The following is a 19,279-nucleotide window of genomic DNA, read 5'->3' as shown; positions in this document are numbered from 1 at the left end:
TGACATGAAGTCACAGACTGGGGACGAACGCAAGCGCGACCCCTCGGAAGGACCCCACATGTACGACGCGATCGTCATCGGCGCAGGCCCCGCCGGCCTGCAGGCGGCACTGACACTCGGGCGGATGCACCGGAGCACCCTCCTTCTCGACTCGGGCGAGTACCGCAACGGCACCGTGCGGCACATGCACAACGTGGTCGCGAACGACGGCACTCCCCCGGCCGAGTTCCGGGCGACGGCCAGGGCGCAGCTCGCCGAGTACTCCGACGTCGAGATCCGCGACATCGGAGCGCAGGCCGTCACTGCGAACGAGGGCGGATACACCGTCCTGCTCGCGGACGGGGATGCGGTCGATGCGCGCCACGTGATCCTGGCTACCGGAGTCGCCGACGACCTTCCGTCCGTCCCGGGGCTGCAGGAGTTGTGGGGCACGAAGGCGTTCAGCTGTCCGTTCTGCGACGGTCACGAGCATGCTGGCCGATCCATCGGCATCCTCGGGCCCGCTCCCCGCGCCGAACACCTCATCGGTCTCCTCGGACGCATCGCCTCGGACATCACCGTCTTCCCCGTCGAGCAGGGATTCTCGACCGAAGAGGCGCAGATGCTCGAGGGGCTGGGTGCCCGCGTCAGCGCCGAGACGGTGATCGCGGTGGCCCCGGACGCCGACGACGTGCGCATCACGACGGAGTCCGGCGAGCAGACCGTCGCCGGCGTCTTCGTGGCAGCAGGTTCCATGCGGCACCGCGCACCCTTCGCCGACCAGCTCGGACTGCAGATGCTTCCGTCGGGATCGATCGAGATCGACGACTTCGGGCGCACCTCACTGCCCGGAGTCTTCGCCGCAGGAGATCTCGCACACCGCGCATCGCTCCCAGGGCCCATGGCCTCGGTGCTGCTGGCAGCCGCGGCCGGCCAGCTCGCTGCAGTCGGCGTCATCCAGTCGCTGATGGCGCCCTGACTCCGGGGCCACGTACGGATGGCGGTCAGACCGCTCCGACGTCGACCGCGCCCCCTGTCGCCGCAGGCTCGGCGTAGGCGACCTCGCGCCACACGTCACCGACGAGCTCGAACGACGTGACGCTCGACAGGGCGCAGCGCCGGGTGCGCGGATCGTGCCGGAGGGGCAGTCCCGCGACCCTGAGGTGCGTGATCCAGATCGGCGCCTGGTGCGACACCATCACGACGTCACCGCCGTTCGCGGCCTGCCAAGCCTCACCCATCGCGCTCAGCATCCGCTCGGCGATCGACGTGTACGGCTCACCCCAGCTCGGAAGCGCCGGCTGCCGCAGATGCCACCAATTGAGCGGGTTCATCAACGAGCGCCGCATCTGCGTGCCTTCGAACACGTTGGTCGGCTCGATGATGCGGATGTCGATCTCAGGCACCAGATCGAACCCGGACGCGAACGGCTCCGCCGACTCCTGCGCACGCTCCAACGGAGAGGAGTACAACGCGGAAACCGGACTGTCGAGCGAGGCGACGTGGTCGGCGGCCGCCTGCGCCATCTTCCGACCTGCTCTGCTCAGGTGATAGTCGGGCAGCCGACCGTAGAGCACGCGCTTCGGGTTGTGCACCTCACCGTGGCGGACGAGGTGCAGTCGCGACGCCACCATGTCAGACCTGGCGGTAGCGGGACTCGCCGAAGCCGATGATCAGATAGCCGATGTACGGGAAGACGAACAGCAGGAAGAACGAGAAGAACCCGCCCTTGCCGAACCGCTCGCCGAGCTTGATCGACACGATGATCCCGAAGACGAAACCGACGATGGGGATCAGATAGAGCAGCGCGAGCCAGCCGGACATCCCGGCGATCTTGACGAGGAACACCACGTTCACGATGGGGATGATCGCGAGGATGCCCGGATAGCCGGCCTTCGTGAACACCTTCCACAGGCCGATGACCACGAGGACGTAGAAGACGAGGGCGATCAGTCCCGTCGTGCCGGAGAAGATCGATGCATACAGATCCGAGATGCCGTTGGAGTCCATGATGACCCTTTCGCTGGTCGAGCGGCTGTCGTGGCGATCCTACTGACCGATATGCCACCGGCGGAGGAGGCGACACCGCCCCCGTAGAATGGGCGGGTTCATCAGTTCCCAGATCAGGAGGAATCCTCCGTGCTTCGCACCCACTCGGCAGGCTCACTGCGAGCCGAGCATATCGGTCAGACCGTCACCCTCTCGGGTTGGGTCGATCGCCGTCGTGATCACGGAGGAGTCGCATTCATCGATCTTCGGGATGCGTCGGGCATCGCCCAGGTCGTCATCCGCGATGAAGAGGTCGCGCACCCGCTGCGCAACGAGTTCGTCCTGAAGGTCACGGGTGAGGTCTCGCGCCGCCCAGACGGAAACGCGAACCCCAACCTTCCGACCGGTGACATCGAGCTCATCGCGACCGACGTCGAGGTGCTGAACGAGTCCGCTCCGCTGCCGTTCCAGGTGTCGACCGCTGTCGCCGACACCGAGACGGTCGGTGAAGAAGCCCGCCTCAAGTACCGCTACCTCGACCTGCGTCGCCCCGCCGCGGCATCCGCCCTGCGTCTGCGCTCGAACGTCTACAAGGCCGTCCGCGACGTGCTGCACGGCGAGGACTTCACCGAGGTCGAGACGCCGACGCTCACGCGTTCGACGCCCGAGGGCGCCCGCGACTTCGTCGTGCCCGCACGCCTGCACCCCGGCAGCTGGTATGCGCTGCCGCAGTCGCCGCAGCTGTTCAAGCAGCTGCTCATGGTCGGCGGCGTCGAGAAGTACTACCAGATCGCCCGCTGCTACCGCGATGAGGACTTCCGCGCCGACCGTCAGCCGGAGTTCACGCAGCTCGACATCGAGATGAGCTTCGTCGACCAGGAAGACGTCATCACGCTGATGGAGTCGCTCATCCAGGCGATGTGGAAGACCATCGGCGTCGAGGTGCAGACCCCGCTGCCGCGCATGACCTACGCCGAGGCGATGGCCAAGTACGGCTCCGACAAGCCCGACCTGCGGTTCGGTCTCGAGCTCGTCGAGGCGACCGAATACTTCGCCGAGACTCCGTTCCGCGTCTTCCAGGCCGAGTACGTCGGCGCCGTCGTCATGCCCGGCGGCGCGAGCCAGCCGCGCAAGCAGCTCGACGCGTGGCAGGACTGGGCCAAGCAGCGCGGCGCCCGCGGCCTCGCGTATGTGCTCTTCAACGAGGACGGATCGCTCGGCGGCCCCGCCGCCAAGAACCTGTCCGAGGCTGAGCAGGCCGGTCTCGCGGAGTTCGTCGGCGCGTCCGCGGGTGACTGCGTGTTCTTCGCCGCCGGATCGACCAAGGAGAGCCGCGCGCTCCTCGGTGCCGCCCGTGTCGAGATCGGCCGTCGTCTCGGCCTGCTGAGCCCCGACGAGTTCGCGTTCACGTGGGTCGTCGACGCACCGATGTTCGAGCCTGCGGCGGATGCCGTGGCATCCGGTGACGTCGCCGTCGGCGCCGGAGCCTGGACGGCCGTGCACCACGCGTTCACCGGCCCGAAGCCGGAGTTCCAGGACACGTTCGACACCGACCCCGGTTCGGCTCTCGCCTATGCGTACGACATCGTGTGCAACGGCTCGGAGCTCGGCGGCGGATCGATCCGCATCCACCGCGAAGAGGTGCAGAAGCGCGTGTTCGAGGTCATGGGAATCAGCGACGAGGTGGCCCAGGAGCAGTTCGGGTTCCTGCTCGACGCGTTCAAGTTCGGCGCCCCGCCCCACGGCGGAATCGCGCTCGGCATGGACCGCGTGCTCCAGCACCTCTCGAAGACCGAGTCGATCCGCGACGTCATCGCGTTCCCGAAGTCGGGAAACGGCTTCGACCCGCTGACGGCTGCGCCCGCTCCGATCACGGCCGAGCAGCGCGCCGAGGCCGGCGTCGACTTCGAGCCCGAAGACGACGAGGCCTGACCCTCGCACGAAGAGGCCCTCTCCCGTTCAGGCGGGAGGGGGCCTCTTCGCTTCCCCGGTGGTTCGGCCAGGACGACGAAAGCGTCAGTTCGTTGAGCGAAGACGACGAAGTCGACTGAGACGAAACGACGCGAGCCGACCTCCCCACGTTTCGTCTCGGGCGGCTCCGCCGGCCTCGCTCAACGACCGATCTGCGCGAGCGCCGGCGCGATGTTCTCGTTCCACACGTCGACACCCAGCTTCGCGATGAGGGCGACCACCACGACGAGGAACACGACACGGATGAAGGTCGTTCCGCGCGAGATCGCCATGCGTGAGCCGAGATAGCTGCCGGCGACGTTGGCGACCGCGAGGATTCCACCGAGAAGCCACAGCACCGCGCCGTGCGGGATGAACAGCAGCAGGGCGCCGGTGTTCGTGGCGAGGTTGACGATCTTCGCCTTCGCGCTCGCCTGCAAGAAGTCGTAACCGAGCAGCGCGACGAGCGAGATCACCAGGAACGTGCCGGTGCCGGGGCCGATCAGACCGTCGTAGAAGCCGATCACGAGCCCCGCGAGGCCCGCCATGATGTGGTGCTTGTGTCCACTGAAGCGCAGTCGCGTCGCGGCGCCCATCTGCGGGCGGAATGCGGTGAAGAGCGCGACGGCGAGGAGCGCGACCACGATGATCGGCTTGAAGGCTGCTGCGGGGAGCACGGTGGCGACGGCGGCTCCGCCGAAGGATCCGACGAGCGCGATCGCCGCCATCGGCAGAGCGGTGCGGATGTCGGGTTTCGCGCGTCGATAGTAGGTGACGCTGCTCGTCGCGGTGCCGAAGACGGAGGCGAGCTTGTTCGTCGCGAGCGCCTGGATCGGTGAGATGCCGGGGATCAGCAGCAGAGCGGGAAGCTGGAGCAGGCCTCCTCCGCCCACCACGGCGTCGATCCACCCGGCCGCGAACGCCGCCACGACCACGAGGATCAGCGTGCCCCAGGTGAGCTGCTCGAGCCCGAGCACACTGCCGATGTCCATCCGTCCAGGATGTCAGACTGGGCGCATGCTCGACGCTCTCCCGCTGCCCTTCTCCATCGATTCTCGAGCGGGAGTCGCGACCCTGCGCAGAGCCGGCACCGGCGACACGGATGCGATCATCAGGCTGCTCTCGGACGACCCGATCAGCGCCTCGCGCGGCGACGTGGCCTCGGTCGCGGATCGCCCCGCCTACGCATCCGCCCTCGACGAGATCCTCGCCGACCGATCGAACGACCTGCTCGTGGTCGAGCTGGGCGGCGCAGTCGTCGGCACGCTGCAGCTCACGTCGATCCCGGGGATGGCCCGCCGGGGCGCGAAGCGCCTGCTCATCGAGGCCGTGCGCGTGCGCAGCGACCTGCGTTCCGCGGGTATCGGGTCGGCCGTGATGAGGTGGGTGTCGGACGAAGCCGCGCCCGCTCTCGGCACGGCGATGGTGCAGCTCACCTCGGATGCCGCCCGCACCGACGCCCACCGGTTCTACGAGCGGCTCGGCTACGTCGGTTCGCACGTCGGCTTCAAGTACTCGGTGCCGCAGGACTCGGTGCCGCGCGACTGAGCCCCGCTCCGACCAGCCACGACCCGGACATCTCCCGTTCACCAGGCTCGCTGCGATCGGCAACCCGCGGCTCATAGTGTCCTCTCGCAACCCGAATCCGGCGCGCAACGCCGGGCACCGAGAGGACCCTGATGACGAACTTCCACCGTCGCGCGCGCATCGGCGCCGGCATCGCCCTTTTCACCACCGCCGCGCTCGGCCTCACCGCCTGCGCCACGGGCGCGGAGACCCCCGCCGCCGGCAGCGACGCGGTCGACGCCGCAGCCGCGACCTCGGTCGAGGATTTCGGCTCGTTCGCCGAGCTCGAAGAGGCCGCCAAGGCCGAGGGTCAGCTCAACGTCATCGCCCTTCCGCGTGACTGGGCGAACTACGGCGAGATCCTCGACCTGTTCGCCGAGAAGTACCCCGAGATCACCATCAACGAGGCGTCCCCCGACGTCTCGAGCGCCGAGGAGATCCAGGCCGCGAAGACGAACGAGGGCCTCGACACCGCGCCCGACGTGTTCGACCTCGGGCTCACCGTCGCGCTGCAGAACACAGACGTGTTCGCGCCGTACCAGGTGCAGACCTGGGACGAGATCCCCGATGCTCTCAAGGAGCCGACCGGCCTCTTCGTCGGCGACTACGGCGGATACATGTCGATCGGCTACGACTCGTCGAAGTTCGACGCTCCCGAGTCGCTCGACGATCTGAAGGATGCCGCCTACAAGGGCGCCGTCGCCATCAACGGCGACCCGACGCAGGCCGGTGCGGCCTTCGCCGCCGTGGGCCTCGCCACGGTGCAGTCCGACGGCACGCTCGATGACTTCCAGCCGGGTATCGACTTCTTCTCGGAGCTTCAGAAGGCCGGCAACCTGCTCAAGGTCGACGTCACCACCGCGACCGTCGCGAGCGGCGAGACCCCTGTCGTGTTCGACTGGGACTACCTCAACGCCGCGCACGCGCAGGGCGATGACGGCAACAAGAACTGGAAGGTCGTCGTCCTCGACGGCACCGGCTACGCCGGCTACTACAACCAGGCCATCAACAAGGATGCCCCGAACCCGGCAGCCGCCCGCCTGTGGCAGGAGTTCCTGTACAGCGACGAGGTGCAGAACCTGTGGCTCAAGGGCGGCGCTCGCCCGGCTCGCATGGAGGCCATGACCGAGGCGGGCACGATCGACGCCGACCTGGCCGCGGCTCTTCCCGAGGTCCCGAGCGAGACCGTCGTCCCGACCGAGGCGCAGTCGACCGACGCCGGCACCCTTCTCGGCGAGAAGTGGGCAGCGGCGGTCCAGTGACCACTGCCACCGCAGCGGGGGCGGATGCCACGGCATCCGCCCCCGTCTCCCCCGCAGCGCACGGCGCTGGGCCCGCGACATCGTCGCGGGCCCAGCGCTCCGCGCCGTCCATCGCGTGGCTCGGTCTGGCGCCGTTCGCCGCGTACGTTCTGCTGTTCCTCGCCGTGCCGACGATCCTCGCGATCGGGTCCGGCTTCTTCACGGAAGACGGCTCGTTCACCTGGTCGAACGTCTCCGCTCTCGGTGATCCCGTCGTCCTCAACACGTTCGCGAACTCCGCCGGGCTGTCGCTGCTGACCGCCGTCGTCGGTGCGATCGTCGGCGCTCTCGTCTGCTATGCCCTGCTCGGCATGAACCCGGACGGGGCGGTGCGCTCGACCGTGGATGCCGCGGCCGGCGTGCTCGCCCAGTTCGGTGGAGTGATGCTCGCGTTCGCGTTCATCGCGACGATCGGCATCCAGGGAGTGGTCACGCTATTCCTCAAAGACGACCTGGGCGTCGACATCTTCGCGAACGGCACCTGGCTCTACGAACTCCCAGGGCTCATCCTGCCGTACATCTACTTCCAGATCCCCCTCATGGTGATCACGTTCATGCCTGCCCTCGCCGCCCTCAAGCCGCAGTGGGCCGAGGCGAACCTCACGCTCGGCGGCACACGCTCCAGCTTCTGGCTGCGCATCGGCATCCCGGTGCTCGCACCCTCGTTCCTCGCGAGCCTGCTTCTGTTGTTCGCGAACGCGTTCTCGTCGTACGCCACCGCTGCCGCCCTCGCGAGCCAGGGCGCGCAGATCGTCCCACTGCAGATCCGGGCCGCGCTCACGAGCGAAACCGTGCTCGGCCGCGAGAACCTGGCCGGTGCACTCGCGCTCGGCATGATCGTGATCGTCGGAGTCGTCATGGCCCTGTACTCGATGATCCAGCGACGAGCCGCGAGGTGGCAGTCATGAACCGTCTCGGCCCTTCTCTCGCGACCCGCTGGATCATCGGCATCGCCGTCGGCGCCTTCTTCGCCATTCCGCTGGCCTCGACATTCCTCTACACACTGCGCCAGACCGACGGAACCCTCGGCCTCGAGCGGTGGTTCGCGCTGTTCGACCCCGCCAAATCGGCAGCTATCAAGCCGATCTGGATGGGTCTCGGCAACTCGCTCATCCTCGCCGTGGTCACGGTCGCGATCGTGCTCCTGCTGCTCGCACCGACGATGATCCTGGTGAACCTCCGCTTCGCGAAGCTCAAGCCGTTCTTCGAGTTCGCCGCGCTGCTGCCGATCTCGATCCCCGCGATCGTGCTCGTCGTCGGTCTCGCCCCGATCTACCTGCAGATCGGCCGTGCCCTCGGCACGGGCACCTGGACGCTGGCCTTCGCCTACGGCATCACCGTGCTGCCCTTCGCATACCGGTCGATCCAGGCGTCCATCGATGCGGCCGACCTGCGCACCCTCGCGGAGGCCGCTCGCTCACTCGGCGCGAGCTGGCCGACGGTGGTGCTGAAGGTGCTCGCCCCGAACCTCCGCCAGGGTCTGCTCGCGGCCTCATTGATCTCGATCGCCGTGGTGCTCGGCGAGTTCACGATCGCCTCCCTCCTGAACCGTCAGGTGTTCCAGACGGCCATGGTCGTCGTGCAGAAGCAGGACCCCTATGCTCCGGCGATCTTCACCCTGCTGGCGCTGCTGTTCGTCTTCCTGCTGCTCCTCCTCATCGGCCGCGTCGCTCGCGGCACCGGAAAGGCCCGCTCATGACCCTCCCCCAGACCGCCGACAACATGCTGCTCGCCGAGGCGGGCGAAGGCACACGCGTGCAGTTGCAGGGCATCGTGAAGAGCTACTCGGGCACCACCGTGCTGCACGGGGTCGACCTCGACATCGCGCCCGGTGAGTTCGTGTCGCTGCTCGGCCCGTCAGGGTGCGGAAAGACCACGCTCCTGCGGGTGCTCGCCGGTCTCGAAGGGCTCGACAGCGGCGCGGTGCTGCTCGACGGCGGAGACGTCTCTCGGGTGCCCACGAACAAGCGCGACATCGGCATGGTGTTCCAGTCGTACTCGCTGTTCCCGCACCTCCGTGTCGCGGAGAACACGGCATTCGGGTTGCGTCGGCGAGGCGTCGGAAAGAGCGAGGCCGCGAAACGCGCGCTTGACGCCCTGGCGCTCGTCGGCCTCACCGACTTCGCTGACCGCTTTCCCCATCAGCTCTCCGGTGGTCAGCAGCAGCGCGTGGCGCTCGCGCGCGCACTCGTGACCGAACCGAAGGTGCTGCTGCTCGACGAGCCGTTGTCGGCACTCGACGCGAAGGTGCGCGTGCAGCTGCGTGATGAGATCCGCCGCATTCAGCTGCGCCTCGGCATCACCACCGTCTTCGTGACCCACGACCAGGAGGAGGCGCTGGCCGTCTCCGATCGGATCGCCGTGATGAACGCAGGGACCATCGAGCAGATCGGCACGCCTGAGCAGCTCTACACGACTCCGTCGACGGCGGGTGTCGCCGCCTTCGTCGGCCTCTCGAGCGTCGTCTCGGGCGTCGCCGATGGCGATCATGTCGTGGTGTGGGGGCAGCGGTTGCCCCTGCAGTCGCCGGCCGACGGCCCCGTCGACGTCTATCTGCGCCCCGAGAACGTGCACTTCGCGTCCGAGGCGGATGCCGCGACCGACGCGCTCGTGCAGGAGAGCACGTTCCTGGGCAGCATGCGGCGCACGCTCGTCCGCACGGAATCCGGTGAGCTGGTGCGTCTGCAGCACTCCCCCGGCATCCACCCGGCATTCGGTGACCGGGTGCGGATCGCTGTCGCGCCGGAGCCCGTGGCCGTGCATCCTCGGGGCTGAATCACCCTCTAGCCCCGGGCCAGTACTCCGGGATACCGTGATGCTCGAGGGCATCTCTCCCTCGATTCGGCAGAGAAAGGACGCCTCATGGCAGGCAAGTTCGAGCTGTACACCGACAAGTCCGGCGAGTACCGGTTCCGCCTCAAGTCGGGCAACGGCGAGGTCATCGCGATCAGCGAGGGCTACTCCTCGAAGTCCGCCGCGTTGAACGGCATCGACTCCGTCCGCCGCAACGCTGCGGATGCCGAGGTCGTCGAGGCCTGACGCGCCACCCCACGCTTCATACGAAGACCCCCTCCTGCTGACTCAGCGGGAGGGGGTCGTCGTATGAAGCAGGTCGTGCGACCGCGAACTCAGAGCACCCGAGCCAGGAAGTCCTGGGTACGCGGATGCTGCGGGTTGGCGAGCACCTCGCGCGGGTCGCCCTCTTCGACGATGTGGCCGCCGTCCATGAAGATCAGACGCGATCCGACCTCGCGGGCGAAGCCCATCTCGTGCGTGACGACGAGCATCGTCATTCCCTCATCGGCGAGCGAGCGCATCACCTGCAGCACCTCGCCGACCAGTTCGGGGTCGAGCGCAGACGTCGGCTCGTCGAACAGCATCATGTCGGGGTTCATGCACAGCGCTCGCGCGATCGCGACGCGCTGCTGCTGACCACCCGAGAGATGACCGGGGAACGCGTCCGCCTTCTCGGCGAGCCCGACGCGACCGAGCATCTCCTTCGCGACCCGCTCGGCCTCGGCCTTGGAGCGCTTCTTCACGCGCTGCTGCGCGATCATGAGGTTGCCCATCACGTCGAGGTGCGGGAAGAGGTTGAAGCTCTGGAACACCATGCCGATGCGCGTGCGCACGCGGTCGATGTCGACGTCGGGATCGGTGATGTCGATGCCCTCGATGAGCACCTTGCCGCCGGTCGGCTCCTCGAGCAGGTTCACCGAGCGCAGCAGCGTCGATTTTCCGGAACCCGACGGGCCGATGATGCAGACCACCTCGCCCTTTGTGACGGTGAGGTCGATGCCCTTGAGCACCTCGTTGTCACCGAAGCTCTTCACGAGCCCCTGCAGGTCGATCGCGGGTGCGTGGACGTCAATCAGATCGGTGATCATCGCTGCCTCGACATCCTTCGTTCCAGGTACGCACTGAAGCGCGTGAGGGGGATCGTGACGATCAGGTAGAGCGCCGCCGCCATGATCAGCGGCGTGCCGTTCGCGTTCTGCGTGCTCGCGTCACGGGCGAAGTTCGTCAGCTCCTTCGACCAGATGAAGGACCCTGCGACGAAGAGCAGCGAGGTGTCCTTCAGCAGCAGCACGAACTCGTTCGTCAGCGGCGGGATGATGATGCGGAATCCCTGAGGGACCACGATCCAGAAGGTCGTCTTCATGGGAGACATGCCGAGAGAGCGAGCCGCCTCCGTCTGTCCCTTGGGAACCGCCTGGATGCCCGCCCGGATGGTCTCGGCCATGTAGGCCGATGCCACCAGGATCAGACCGATCAAGCCGAGCACCACCGGTCCGCCGAGCTTCGTTCCCGGCACGCCGAGTCCGATCGGCAGGATGAAGGCGATGGCGAAGATCGTGAGGATCGCGGGAAGCCCACGGAACAGCTCGATCCACGCCGTCGCGATCCATCGGAAGGGCCCGATGCTCGACAGCTTCAGCAGCGCCAGCACGACGCCGAGCAGCAGGCCGCCGGCGAACGCGACGGCCGTGAACCACAGCGTGTTCACGAGCGCGGTCGTGATGATGCCCGGGAGCATCTTCGCCGCGATCTCCGGATTGAAGTACAGCTGCGCGATACGCGGCCAGTCGGTGCTGACGATCAGCCAGACGGCGACCGCGATCAGCACCACATAGACGGTGTAGCGGTACAGCTTGCTCTTCGTGGTGCGCCTCAACGCCATTGTCAAGGTCTCCCTGCTCTACCTGGCTCGCCGATTACTTCGCGGTGAAGTAGGTGTCGTAGATGGTCTGGTAGTCGCCGCTGTCGCGCAGATCCTGCAGCGCGCCGTCGATCGCCTCGCGCAGCGCGTCCTTCTCGCCCTTCGCGTACGCGAAGCCGTAGGACTCGCCCGTCTCGTACTCCTCGACGATCTTGTAGGCACTGTCGGCCTTCTCGTGCTCGAGGTTCACCGGCTGGTCCTGCAGGATCGCGTCGATCTGACCTGCCTGCATGGCGGGCCACAGCTCACCGTCGGAGGGGTACTGCACGAGCTGCGCGCCTTCGGCGTTCTCGGTCGCGTACGCTTCACCGGTCGTGCCCTGCTGCACGCCGACGTTCTTGCCCGACAGGTCGTCGATCGACTCGATGCCGGAGTCCGTGCGGACCAGCAGCGACTGCAGCGAGTCGTAGTACGGCTCGGAGAAGTCGATGTTCGCCTTGCGCTCGTCGGTGATCGTCATCGCGGAGGCACCGATGTCGCACTGGCCGGCGGCGAGGGTCGTGCCCGACTGCAGAGCGTCGAAGCCGACATCCTGCACCGCGAGCGTGAGGTCGAGCTCCTTCGCGATCGCGTCGAGCAGGTCGATGTCGAAGCCGGTGTAGCCGGTGCCGTTGTCGCCGCCCTCGAATTCGAAGGGCGCGTAAGGGATGTCGGAGCAGACCGTCAGAGTGCCGGCCTCGATGAGGTCGTACTCGTCGCCCGCCGCCGGCTCACCGGATCCGGCACCTGCCCCGGTCGCACAGCCTGCGAGGGCGAGGGTGGCGGTCGCGGCGAGCGCGATCCCGGCGATGATGTTGCGACGCTGCATGTCAGCTCCTGAAGGACGAGGGTGTGTTTCCCACGGACGGGTAGGAGAACATCTAAACATGCGCCACCCGACCGAACGTGCCGCCAGCCGCCCTCAGCGGATCACATTTGTGTTGCAAGTGTGACCGAATATGACAGCCGTGTTACAGGCGCCCCGGCACCGATTGTTCACCTTGCCTGAGTATCCTCTGCCCAAACGCCCGAGCCGACGCGCTCCGGATTCGGAGGAGACCCGATCATGGCCAAGAAGACCCCTGCACAGCGCACCGCGGAGGCGGCCCTCGATGCCGCCAAGGATGCCGCGAAGGATGCGAAGAAGCTGATCAAGTCCCTCCCGAAGAAGGACGCCAAGAAGCTCAAGCCGCTGGTCGAGGACGCGAAGGATGCGTCGAAGGCGTCGAAGAAGAAGATCGCCGACAAGCCCAAGAAGGTCGCGAAGTCGGCCACTGCTGCCACCGAGCGACTGCAGGAGGCTGCTGCCCGGCTGCAGGCTCCGAAGACGGCGGACAAGAAGAAGGCCGAGAAGTCCGAGGCGAAGAAGTCCGAGGCGAAGAAGCCCGAAAAGTCCGAGGCGAAGAAGCCGGGCGCGAAGAAGCCAGGCGCGAAGAAGCAGGCGAAGAAGGCCTCGCCGACGAAGAAGGCTGAAGCGACCAGGTCTGACGTTCTCTCGTCGCCCGCCGCGACGACCCCCGCGCCGAAGACGGCCGCAGTCGCGCCGAAGACGGCCGCAGTCGCGCCGAAGACAGCAGCAGTCGCGCCGAAGGCAGCGAAGGTCGCTCCTGCTCCCACGACCGCGGCGACGCCTGCCGCTCGTCCTGCGAAGAAGGCGGCCACCACCAGGACTGCGACGCCGAAGCCCGACGCACCGGCGTCGGCCCCAGCGAACGACCTGAGCGATCTCACGGTCGTCGAGCTCCGCGCCCGCGCGCGCGCCGAGGGTCGCGCAGGCTACTCGCGGCTGACGAAGGCCGCTCTGCTCGACCTTCTTGCGCACTGACGTGCAGGAGGCGCTGGACCGCCGCGCCGAGGCGCCGCTCCCCCGCACGCTGATCGACATCCTCCGCGAGACGACCGGTCTGCATCCCGACGCGTCTGCCATCGAGGACGCCGACGGCGCCCTGAGCTACGCGGAGCTGCTCGCGCGCGTCTGGCGCACGGCCGCCGTGCTGCGCGAGCACGGTGTCGGCCGAGGAGATCGCGTCGGCATCAGGATGACGTCGGGACGCCGCGATCTGTACATCGCGATCCTCGGTGCGATGGCGGCGGGTGCGGCGTATGTCCCTGTCGATGCGGATGACCCGCAGGAGCGCGCAGACCTCGTGTTCGGCGAGGCCCGCATCGCTGGCATGATCACCGACACCGGCTACCACCCGGCGGATGCCTCCGGTGCAGTTCCTCTCTTGGGCAGCGAGGATCCGCATCCCAGCACTTCCGCGATCCCGATCGTCACCCCGCCGACGATCGAGGACGACGCATGGATCATCTTCACGTCCGGCTCGACCGGGGTGCCCAAGGGCGTCGCGGTCTCGCACCGCTCGGCCGCAGCGTTCGTCGACGCTGAGGCGCGTCTGTTCCTGCAGGAGGCACCGCTCGGACCGGGAGACCGCGTGCTCGCGGGACTCTCGGTCGCCTTCGACGCGTCGTGCGAGGAGATGTGGCTGGCGTGGGGCCACGGCGCCTGCCTGGTGCCTGCGCCGCGAGCGCTCGTGCGCTCGGGAGAAGACCTCGGCCCGTGGTTGCTCGGGCACGGCATCACGGTCGTGTCGACCGTCCCCACGCTCGCGGCGCTGTGGCCGCAGGATGCTATCGAGAACGTGCGCCTGCTGATCTTCGGCGGCGAGGCTTGCCCGCCCGAACTGGTCGCGCGGCTGGCATCGGACGGTCGCGAGGTCTGGAACACCTACGGCCCGACCGAAGCCACGGTCGTCGCGTGCGCGTCGCTCATGGATGGCACAGGTCCCGTGCGCATCGGCCTGCCTCTGGACGGATGGTCCCTGGCCGTCGTCGACGCCGACGGCCTCTCGGTGGCCGACGGCGAGGTCGGCGAGCTCATCATCGGCGGGGTGGGTCTCGCCCGCTACCTCGATCCGGCGAAGGATGCGGAGAAGTACGCGCCCATGCCCACGCTCGGATGGGACCGCGCCTACCGCTCGGGAGACCTCGTGCGTCTCGAAGCCGAGGGCCTGATCTTCCAGGGGCGCGCCGACGACCAGGTCAAGATCGGCGGACGTCGGATCGAGCTCGGCGAGGTCGAGGCCGCCCTGCAGTCGCTGACCTCGGTCTCGGCCGCGACAGTGGTCGTGCAGAAGACCGAGACCGGCATGTCGATCCTCGTCGGCTACGTCGTGCCCGATGACGGCTTCGACAGGCAGATGGCGCGTGGCGAGCTCGCTGACACGCTGCCTGCACCCCTCATTCCGCTGCTCGCGATCGTCGACGACCTGCCGGTGCGCACGTCCGGAAAGGTCGACAAGGCAGCACTCCCCTGGCCCCTCGATGCGGGAGACGCAGGCGATTCATCATTGTCCGGCACAGCTGCGTGGCTCGCCGAGCAATGGTTCGCGGTTCTCGGCATCCGCCCCGGCGATGAGGACGCCGACTTCTTCCAGCTCGGCGGTGGATCGCTCGCCGCCGCGCAGCTGGTCTCGCGACTGCGCACCCGCGCCCCCGAGTTCACGATGACGGACGTCTACGATCTGCCGCGTCTGCGCCAGATGGCGGATGCCGTCGATGATGAGGCAGACGACGAGCACACCGAGGAGAGGGTCTTCAGCCAGCAGGCGCCCACCCCCAGACGCATGCAGTGGGTGCAGACCATCGCCGGTCTGCCCCTGTTCGTGTTCACCGGCATCCGATGGCTGCTGTTCCTGCTCACCGCGAGCTGGATCCTGCGACTGACTCCGGGCTTCGAATTCCTGCCGGACGTTCCGGTGTGGACGATCATCGTCGGCCTGCTGATCTTCGTGACTCCCCTGGGCAAGATGACGATCGCCGCGGTCGCCGCCCGTCTGCTGCTCACAGGCCTCCGCCCGGGAGACTATCCCCGGGGCGGCGGAGTTCACCTGCGTCTCTGGCTCGCCGAGCAGATCGCGCAGCAGGTCGACCCGGTGGGACTCGCCGGGGCCCCCTGGGTCGTGTACTACGCACGAGCGCTCGGCGCCCGCATCCACAAGGATGTCGACCTGCACACAGTGCCTCCGATCACCGGCATGCTCGACATCGGCGCCGGAGCGTCGATCGAACCGGAGGTGGATCTCACCGGTTACTGGATCGACGGCGACACCGTGCGCATCGGCGGCATCCGTATCGGCGCCGACGCCACAATCGGCGCGCGCAGCACTCTCGCGCCCGGCACGAAGATCGGCCGTGGCGCCGAGATCGCGCCCGGCTCGGCCGTCTTCGGCCGCGTGCGATCGCAGCAGCGCTGGGCGGGTTCACCTGCAGCGCGCATCGGTGGTGTCTCGAAGCCGTTCGCGCCTGGTCGGCCCCCGAGCCGCAGGCGATGGCTGTGGGCGTACGCCGCGTCCTCGGCGTTCCTCGGCATCCTGCCTATCGTCTCGTTGGCCGCGGGGGCGTGGGTGCTCACGATCGGTATGCGCGGCGCGGAGTCCCTGGTCGCGGCTGTTCCCGGCATCATCGCGCTGCTCATCCCCGCTGTGCTGCTCGCCGGGCTCGTCTTCGCCGGTCTCGTGCTCCTCCTCGTCCGCGTGCTCGGAGCCGGTCTCGCGGAGGGCGTGTACCCCGTGCGCTCGCGCATCGCGTGGCAGGCGTGGACGACCGAGCGTCTGCTCGACTCCGCCCGCACCTTCCTCTTCCCCCTGTATTCGAGCATCGCCACCCCGCTCTGGCTCCGTGCCCTCGGAGCCGATGTCGGCCGCGATGTCGAGGCGTCGACCGTGCTGCTCATTCCGAAACTCACGACCATCGCCGACGGCGCCTTCCTCGCCGACGACACGATGGTCGCGACCTACGAGCTGCAGGGTGGATGGATGCGGCTGGGCACCGCGCGCATCGGCAAGCGCGCGTTCCTCGGCAACTCCGGTATGGCGGCCGGTGGCCACAACGTGCCGCGTGACGGTCTGGTCGCCGTGCTGTCTGTCGCGCCTCCCAAGGCGAAGGCCGGTTCGTCGTGGTTGGGATCGCCGGCTGCGAGGTTGCGGCGCGTGGTCAACGACTCCGACCTCGAGCGCACTTACCGCCCGCGCGCCGGTCTGCGCGTCGCGAGAGCGCTGTGGGAGCTGTGCCGCATCATCCCCGTGTTCGTGAGCTGCGCGATCGGACTGGGTGCCATGCTCACGCTCGCCGCTGCACTCGATGCCTGGGGACTCGGGTGGGCGATCGTCCTGTCGGGCGCGGTCATGCTCGCCGCCGGCGCGGTCGCCGCCCTCATCACGACGGCAGCGAAATGGATCATCGTCGGGCCGATCCGCGTCGGAGAGCATCCGCTGTGGTCGAGCTTCGTGTGGCGCACAGAGGTGTCAGACACGTTCACCGAGATGGTGGCAGCGCCCTGGTTCGCCAACGCGGCATCCGGCACGCCTGCGCTCGCCATCTGGCTGCGCACTCTCGGGGCGAAGATCGGTCGGGGCGTCTGGACAGACAGCTACTGGCTCCCGGAGCCCGATCTCGTCACGCTCGGAGACGGCGCCACCGTGAACCGCGGATGTGTGGTTCAGACGCATCTGTTCCATGATCGTGTGATGAGCATCGACGCAGTGACCCTCGAGAACGGTGCGACCCTCGGCCCGCACAGCGTGATCCTGCCCGCAGCTACGATCGGGGCGGACGCGACGGTCGGCCCCGCCTCGCTGGTGATGCGCGGCGAGTTCGTTCCGATCGGCAGCCGATGGAGCGGAAATCCCATCGGCCCCTGGCGCGCGGTCAAGGTTCGCTCCTACCAGGCGTCGAACTCATGACCGTCGACCCGTACACCCCGCACAGTGGCGATCGACGATACGCGGTGCTGCACTACGACCTCGCCATCGACTACCGCGTCACCACGAACCGTCTCGTGGGCACTGCGACGATCAGGCTGATGATGCAGGAGTCGGCCAAGCACATCTCCCTCGACCTCGTCGGCCTCAAGGCCACGAAAGTGCGGGTGAGTGGCGACCGTGCCGCGTCGTTCCGCCAGGACGATCGGAGAATCAAGGTGATCTTCGGGAGCGAACTCCAAGGCGGCGCCGAGATCACCGTGACCGTCGACTACTCGGGCGCACCGTCCCCTCGCCGCACCCGCTGGGGACTCCTCGGGTGGGAGGAACTCGAAGACGGCGTGCTGGTGGCATCTCAGCCGACGGGCGCCCCGACCTGGTTCCCCTGCAACGACGTCCCCTCCGACAAGGCGACCTATCGCCTGGAGTTCACCTCCGACCCCGAGTACACCGTCGTGAGCGGCGGTGCGGCTACGCGGTCGACGCAGCGGGGTCGCACTCGCTGGACCTTCCATCAGCCGGTGCCGACGGCCACATATCTGATGACGGTGCAGATCGGTCAGTACGACGACGACAGGATCGACCTCGGTGCGACTCCAGGGCGCCTGTTCCACCCCCGGCAGCTCGCGTCGCGGGTGCGCTCGGACTTCGCCGCACTGCCGCAGATGATGGACGCATTCGTCGACGCCTTCGGCCCGTATCCGTACGAGTCGTACAAGGTCGTCGTCACACCGGACGATCTGGAGATCCCCCTCGAGGCGCAGGGAATGGCGATCTTCGGTGCCAACCATGTCGACGGTGCGAGTGGCAGCGATCGATTGATCGCGCACGAGCTCGCGCACCAATGGTTCGGGAACAGCGTCGGAGTCGCGCGCTGGCAGGACATCTGGCTGAACGAGGGATTCGCCTGCTACGCGGAATGGCTGTGGTCCGAAGCCGCAGGCGGCCCCTCCGCTCACACGAAGGCCGTGGCGCATCATGGCCAGGTCCGCGCCCTGCCGCACGACCTCGTGCTCTCTGATCCCGGAGCGAGCGACATGTTCGACGACCGCGTCTACAAGCGCGGTGCCCTCACCCTCCATGCACTGCGGCTGACGATCGGCGACGAGGTCTTCTTCGCTCTTATGCGGGAATGGACCGCCCGTTTCGCACGGCTCGCCGTGACGAGCGACGACTTCCTCGGCCTGGTCGACGAGATCGCCGGAGGCGAGGCACGAGCCCTGGTGCGCACCTGGATCGACACGCTCGCGCTGCCCCCTCTCCCGCCGAGGTACCGCGACGGTCACGGGGCATGACCCGCACTGCGATTCGACGGGCGCGCCACACCCACGACTGACACGGCGCGGAGGTCGCTCCGCACCGTGCGTCAGCCGACTGCCGCACTCAACACGTAGCCGGGGGGACCGGCGAGCGTTGCCACCTCGATACGGGCCGGGCCCCCGGGGAGCACAGCGGACCACACCCGCGGATGGATATCGGGTGACCCTTCGAGAAGCATCACCGCGCTCGGATCGACCTCGAAGCCTCGACCATCCGCCTTGACGGCGGCTTCGATGCGCGTCCACCCGGCGATGTCGGGGGACGCGCCGTCAGGGAACAACGACCCGACCTCGTTCACGCGACCGGCGGCGCCCTCAGGCTCGACGTCGACACCCAGCCGGATGATCCCGGCGGCCGCGGCGACCACGACGAGATCACCGGCATGGCTGACGCTGAGCGAGACCCCGGCCGAGCGCGGACGGCCGTGATCACCGCCGCATCGGTCACACCGACTGTCGAGCAGAACCGCGTCCCCGCCTCGGATGCGCTGTACGAGTGCACGGATCAGTGCTCGGCCCGCGAGGAAGCCTCGGGCACGGTCGCCACTGAGCTGACGGAGTCGATCGAGCTGTCCCTGCCCCATCGCAGCGACATCCGCTTCGGTGAAACCCGCAAGCTCCGACGCCTGCGCCCACGCGACGGACACCTCTCGCCAGGTGATCTGCCCCATGATCCCGCCCCTGTCCCGTCAGCTCGACAGCTCGACAGCTGCGGGT

The 19,279-nt window shown here is 67.9% G+C and carries 18 protein-coding genes; 11 read left to right on the top strand and 7 right to left on the bottom strand.

Translation table 11 applies throughout. From position 1 onward, the window contains the following. Positions 1-4 precede the first annotated feature (4 nt). Positions 5-958, top strand: coding sequence for an NAD(P)/FAD-dependent oxidoreductase (locus ASF63_RS15155; RefSeq protein WP_235560811.1), 954 nt, complete (start codon positions 5-7; stop codon positions 956-958). A 25-nt stretch (positions 959-983) separates the two neighbouring features. Here ASF63_RS15155 and ASF63_RS15150 read toward each other — a convergent pair whose 3' ends face one another. Then, on the bottom strand, positions 984-1,613 hold the full coding sequence (locus tag ASF63_RS15150) for a histidine phosphatase family protein (RefSeq protein WP_056515838.1): 630 nt from the start codon (positions 1,611-1,613) through the stop codon (positions 984-986). A gap of 1 nt (position 1,614) precedes the next feature. After that, on the bottom strand, positions 1,615-1,989 hold the full coding sequence (locus ASF63_RS15145; protein WP_056515832.1) for a DUF5684 domain-containing protein: 375 nt from the start codon (positions 1,987-1,989) through the stop codon (positions 1,615-1,617). 129 nt (positions 1,990-2,118) lie between these two features. On the opposite strand from ASF63_RS15145, the gene aspS reads away from it, so the two are divergent. Next, positions 2,119-3,900 carry an aspartate--tRNA ligase gene (aspS, locus tag ASF63_RS15140; RefSeq protein ID WP_056515831.1) on the top strand — a complete coding sequence of 594 codons (1,782 nt, stop codon included), beginning with the start codon at positions 2,119-2,121 and terminating at the stop codon, positions 3,898-3,900. A gap of 179 nt (positions 3,901-4,079) precedes the next feature. Here aspS and ASF63_RS15135 read toward each other — a convergent pair whose 3' ends face one another. Then, complete coding sequence (locus ASF63_RS15135; protein ID WP_056515830.1) at positions 4,080-4,910, bottom strand: sulfite exporter TauE/SafE family protein; 831 nt, start codon at positions 4,908-4,910, stop codon at positions 4,080-4,082. 25 nt (positions 4,911-4,935) lie between these two features. Between ASF63_RS15135 and ASF63_RS15130 the strand changes: the two genes are divergently transcribed. The 6 genes from ASF63_RS15130 to ASF63_RS18900 all read left to right on the top strand — a co-directional run bounded on the left by ASF63_RS15130 (position 4,936) and on the right by ASF63_RS18900 (position 9,824). After that, positions 4,936-5,466, top strand: a complete 531-nt coding sequence (locus ASF63_RS15130; protein WP_056515829.1) for a GNAT family N-acetyltransferase — start codon at positions 4,936-4,938, stop codon at positions 5,464-5,466. A 131-nt stretch (positions 5,467-5,597) separates the two neighbouring features. After that, positions 5,598-6,746, top strand: coding sequence for an ABC transporter substrate-binding protein (locus tag ASF63_RS15125; RefSeq protein ID WP_056515826.1), 1,149 nt, complete (start codon positions 5,598-5,600; stop codon positions 6,744-6,746). Next, positions 6,743-7,693, top strand: a complete 951-nt coding sequence (locus ASF63_RS15120) for an ABC transporter permease (RefSeq protein WP_157534391.1) — start codon at positions 6,743-6,745, stop codon at positions 7,691-7,693. Before ASF63_RS15125 ends, ASF63_RS15120 begins: the two co-directional genes overlap by 4 nt. Beyond that, on the top strand, positions 7,690-8,484 hold the full coding sequence (locus tag ASF63_RS15115; RefSeq protein WP_056515813.1) for an ABC transporter permease: 795 nt from the start codon (positions 7,690-7,692) through the stop codon (positions 8,482-8,484). Before ASF63_RS15120 ends, ASF63_RS15115 begins: the two co-directional genes overlap by 4 nt. Next, positions 8,481-9,560: an ABC transporter ATP-binding protein gene (locus tag ASF63_RS15110; protein ID WP_056515810.1), complete on the top strand. Its 1,080-nt coding sequence runs from the start codon at positions 8,481-8,483 to the stop codon at positions 9,558-9,560. The genes ASF63_RS15115 and ASF63_RS15110 overlap by 4 nt, the downstream gene beginning before the upstream one ends. Before the next feature lie 87 nt (positions 9,561-9,647). Beyond that, positions 9,648-9,824: a YegP family protein gene (locus ASF63_RS18900; protein ID WP_082478232.1), complete on the top strand. Its 177-nt coding sequence runs from the start codon at positions 9,648-9,650 to the stop codon at positions 9,822-9,824. Between the two features lie 89 nt (positions 9,825-9,913). On the opposite strand, the gene ASF63_RS15105 is transcribed toward ASF63_RS18900, so the two are convergent. From ASF63_RS15105 to ASF63_RS15095, 3 genes are read right to left on the bottom strand one after another with little or no spacing between them, the layout of a single operon-like run. After that, the gene (locus ASF63_RS15105; protein WP_056515807.1) at positions 9,914-10,669 is read right to left on the bottom strand and encodes an amino acid ABC transporter ATP-binding protein; all 756 of its coding nucleotides are present in this window, start codon (positions 10,667-10,669) and stop codon (positions 9,914-9,916) included. Further along, positions 10,666-11,463 (bottom strand): amino acid ABC transporter permease, encoded by a 798-nt coding sequence (locus ASF63_RS15100; protein WP_056515803.1) that lies wholly within the window; start codon positions 11,461-11,463, stop codon positions 10,666-10,668. The genes ASF63_RS15105 and ASF63_RS15100 overlap by 4 nt, the downstream gene beginning before the upstream one ends. Before the next feature lie 34 nt (positions 11,464-11,497). Continuing rightward, positions 11,498-12,310: a transporter substrate-binding domain-containing protein gene (locus ASF63_RS15095; RefSeq protein WP_056515800.1), complete on the bottom strand. Its 813-nt coding sequence runs from the start codon at positions 12,308-12,310 to the stop codon at positions 11,498-11,500. A gap of 237 nt (positions 12,311-12,547) precedes the next feature. On the opposite strand from ASF63_RS15095, the gene ASF63_RS15090 reads away from it, so the two are divergent. Genes ASF63_RS15090 through ASF63_RS15080 form a run of 3 tightly spaced genes read left to right on the top strand, consistent with a single transcriptional unit; the run spans position 12,548 to position 18,538 of the window. Then, positions 12,548-13,306 carry a hypothetical protein gene (locus ASF63_RS15090; protein WP_056515797.1) on the top strand — a complete coding sequence of 253 codons (759 nt, stop codon included), beginning with the start codon at positions 12,548-12,550 and terminating at the stop codon, positions 13,304-13,306. Next, a complete protein-coding gene (locus tag ASF63_RS15085; RefSeq protein ID WP_082478230.1) occupies positions 13,296-17,225 on the top strand; it encodes a Pls/PosA family non-ribosomal peptide synthetase in 3,930 nt (1,309 codons plus the stop codon). The genes ASF63_RS15090 and ASF63_RS15085 overlap by 11 nt, the downstream gene beginning before the upstream one ends. After that, positions 17,222-18,538 (top strand): M1 family metallopeptidase, encoded by a 1,317-nt coding sequence (locus ASF63_RS15080; protein ID WP_056515792.1) that lies wholly within the window; start codon positions 17,222-17,224, stop codon positions 18,536-18,538. The genes ASF63_RS15085 and ASF63_RS15080 overlap by 4 nt, the downstream gene beginning before the upstream one ends. A 71-nt stretch (positions 18,539-18,609) precedes the next feature. Here the strand turns inward: ASF63_RS15080 and ASF63_RS15075 are convergent, their stop codons facing one another. Beyond that, positions 18,610-19,233 (bottom strand): 4'-phosphopantetheinyl transferase family protein, encoded by a 624-nt coding sequence (locus ASF63_RS15075; RefSeq protein WP_056515789.1) that lies wholly within the window; start codon positions 19,231-19,233, stop codon positions 18,610-18,612. Positions 19,234-19,279: the final 46 nt, after the last annotated feature.

The sequence above is a fragment of the Microbacterium sp. Leaf320 genome (genome assembly GCF_001423485.1).
Lineage (GTDB): Bacteria > Actinomycetota > Actinomycetes > Actinomycetales > Microbacteriaceae > Microbacterium.
The sequence above is the reverse complement of the archived record's forward strand: the minus strand, read 5'-3'. Positions and strand labels throughout refer to the sequence as shown.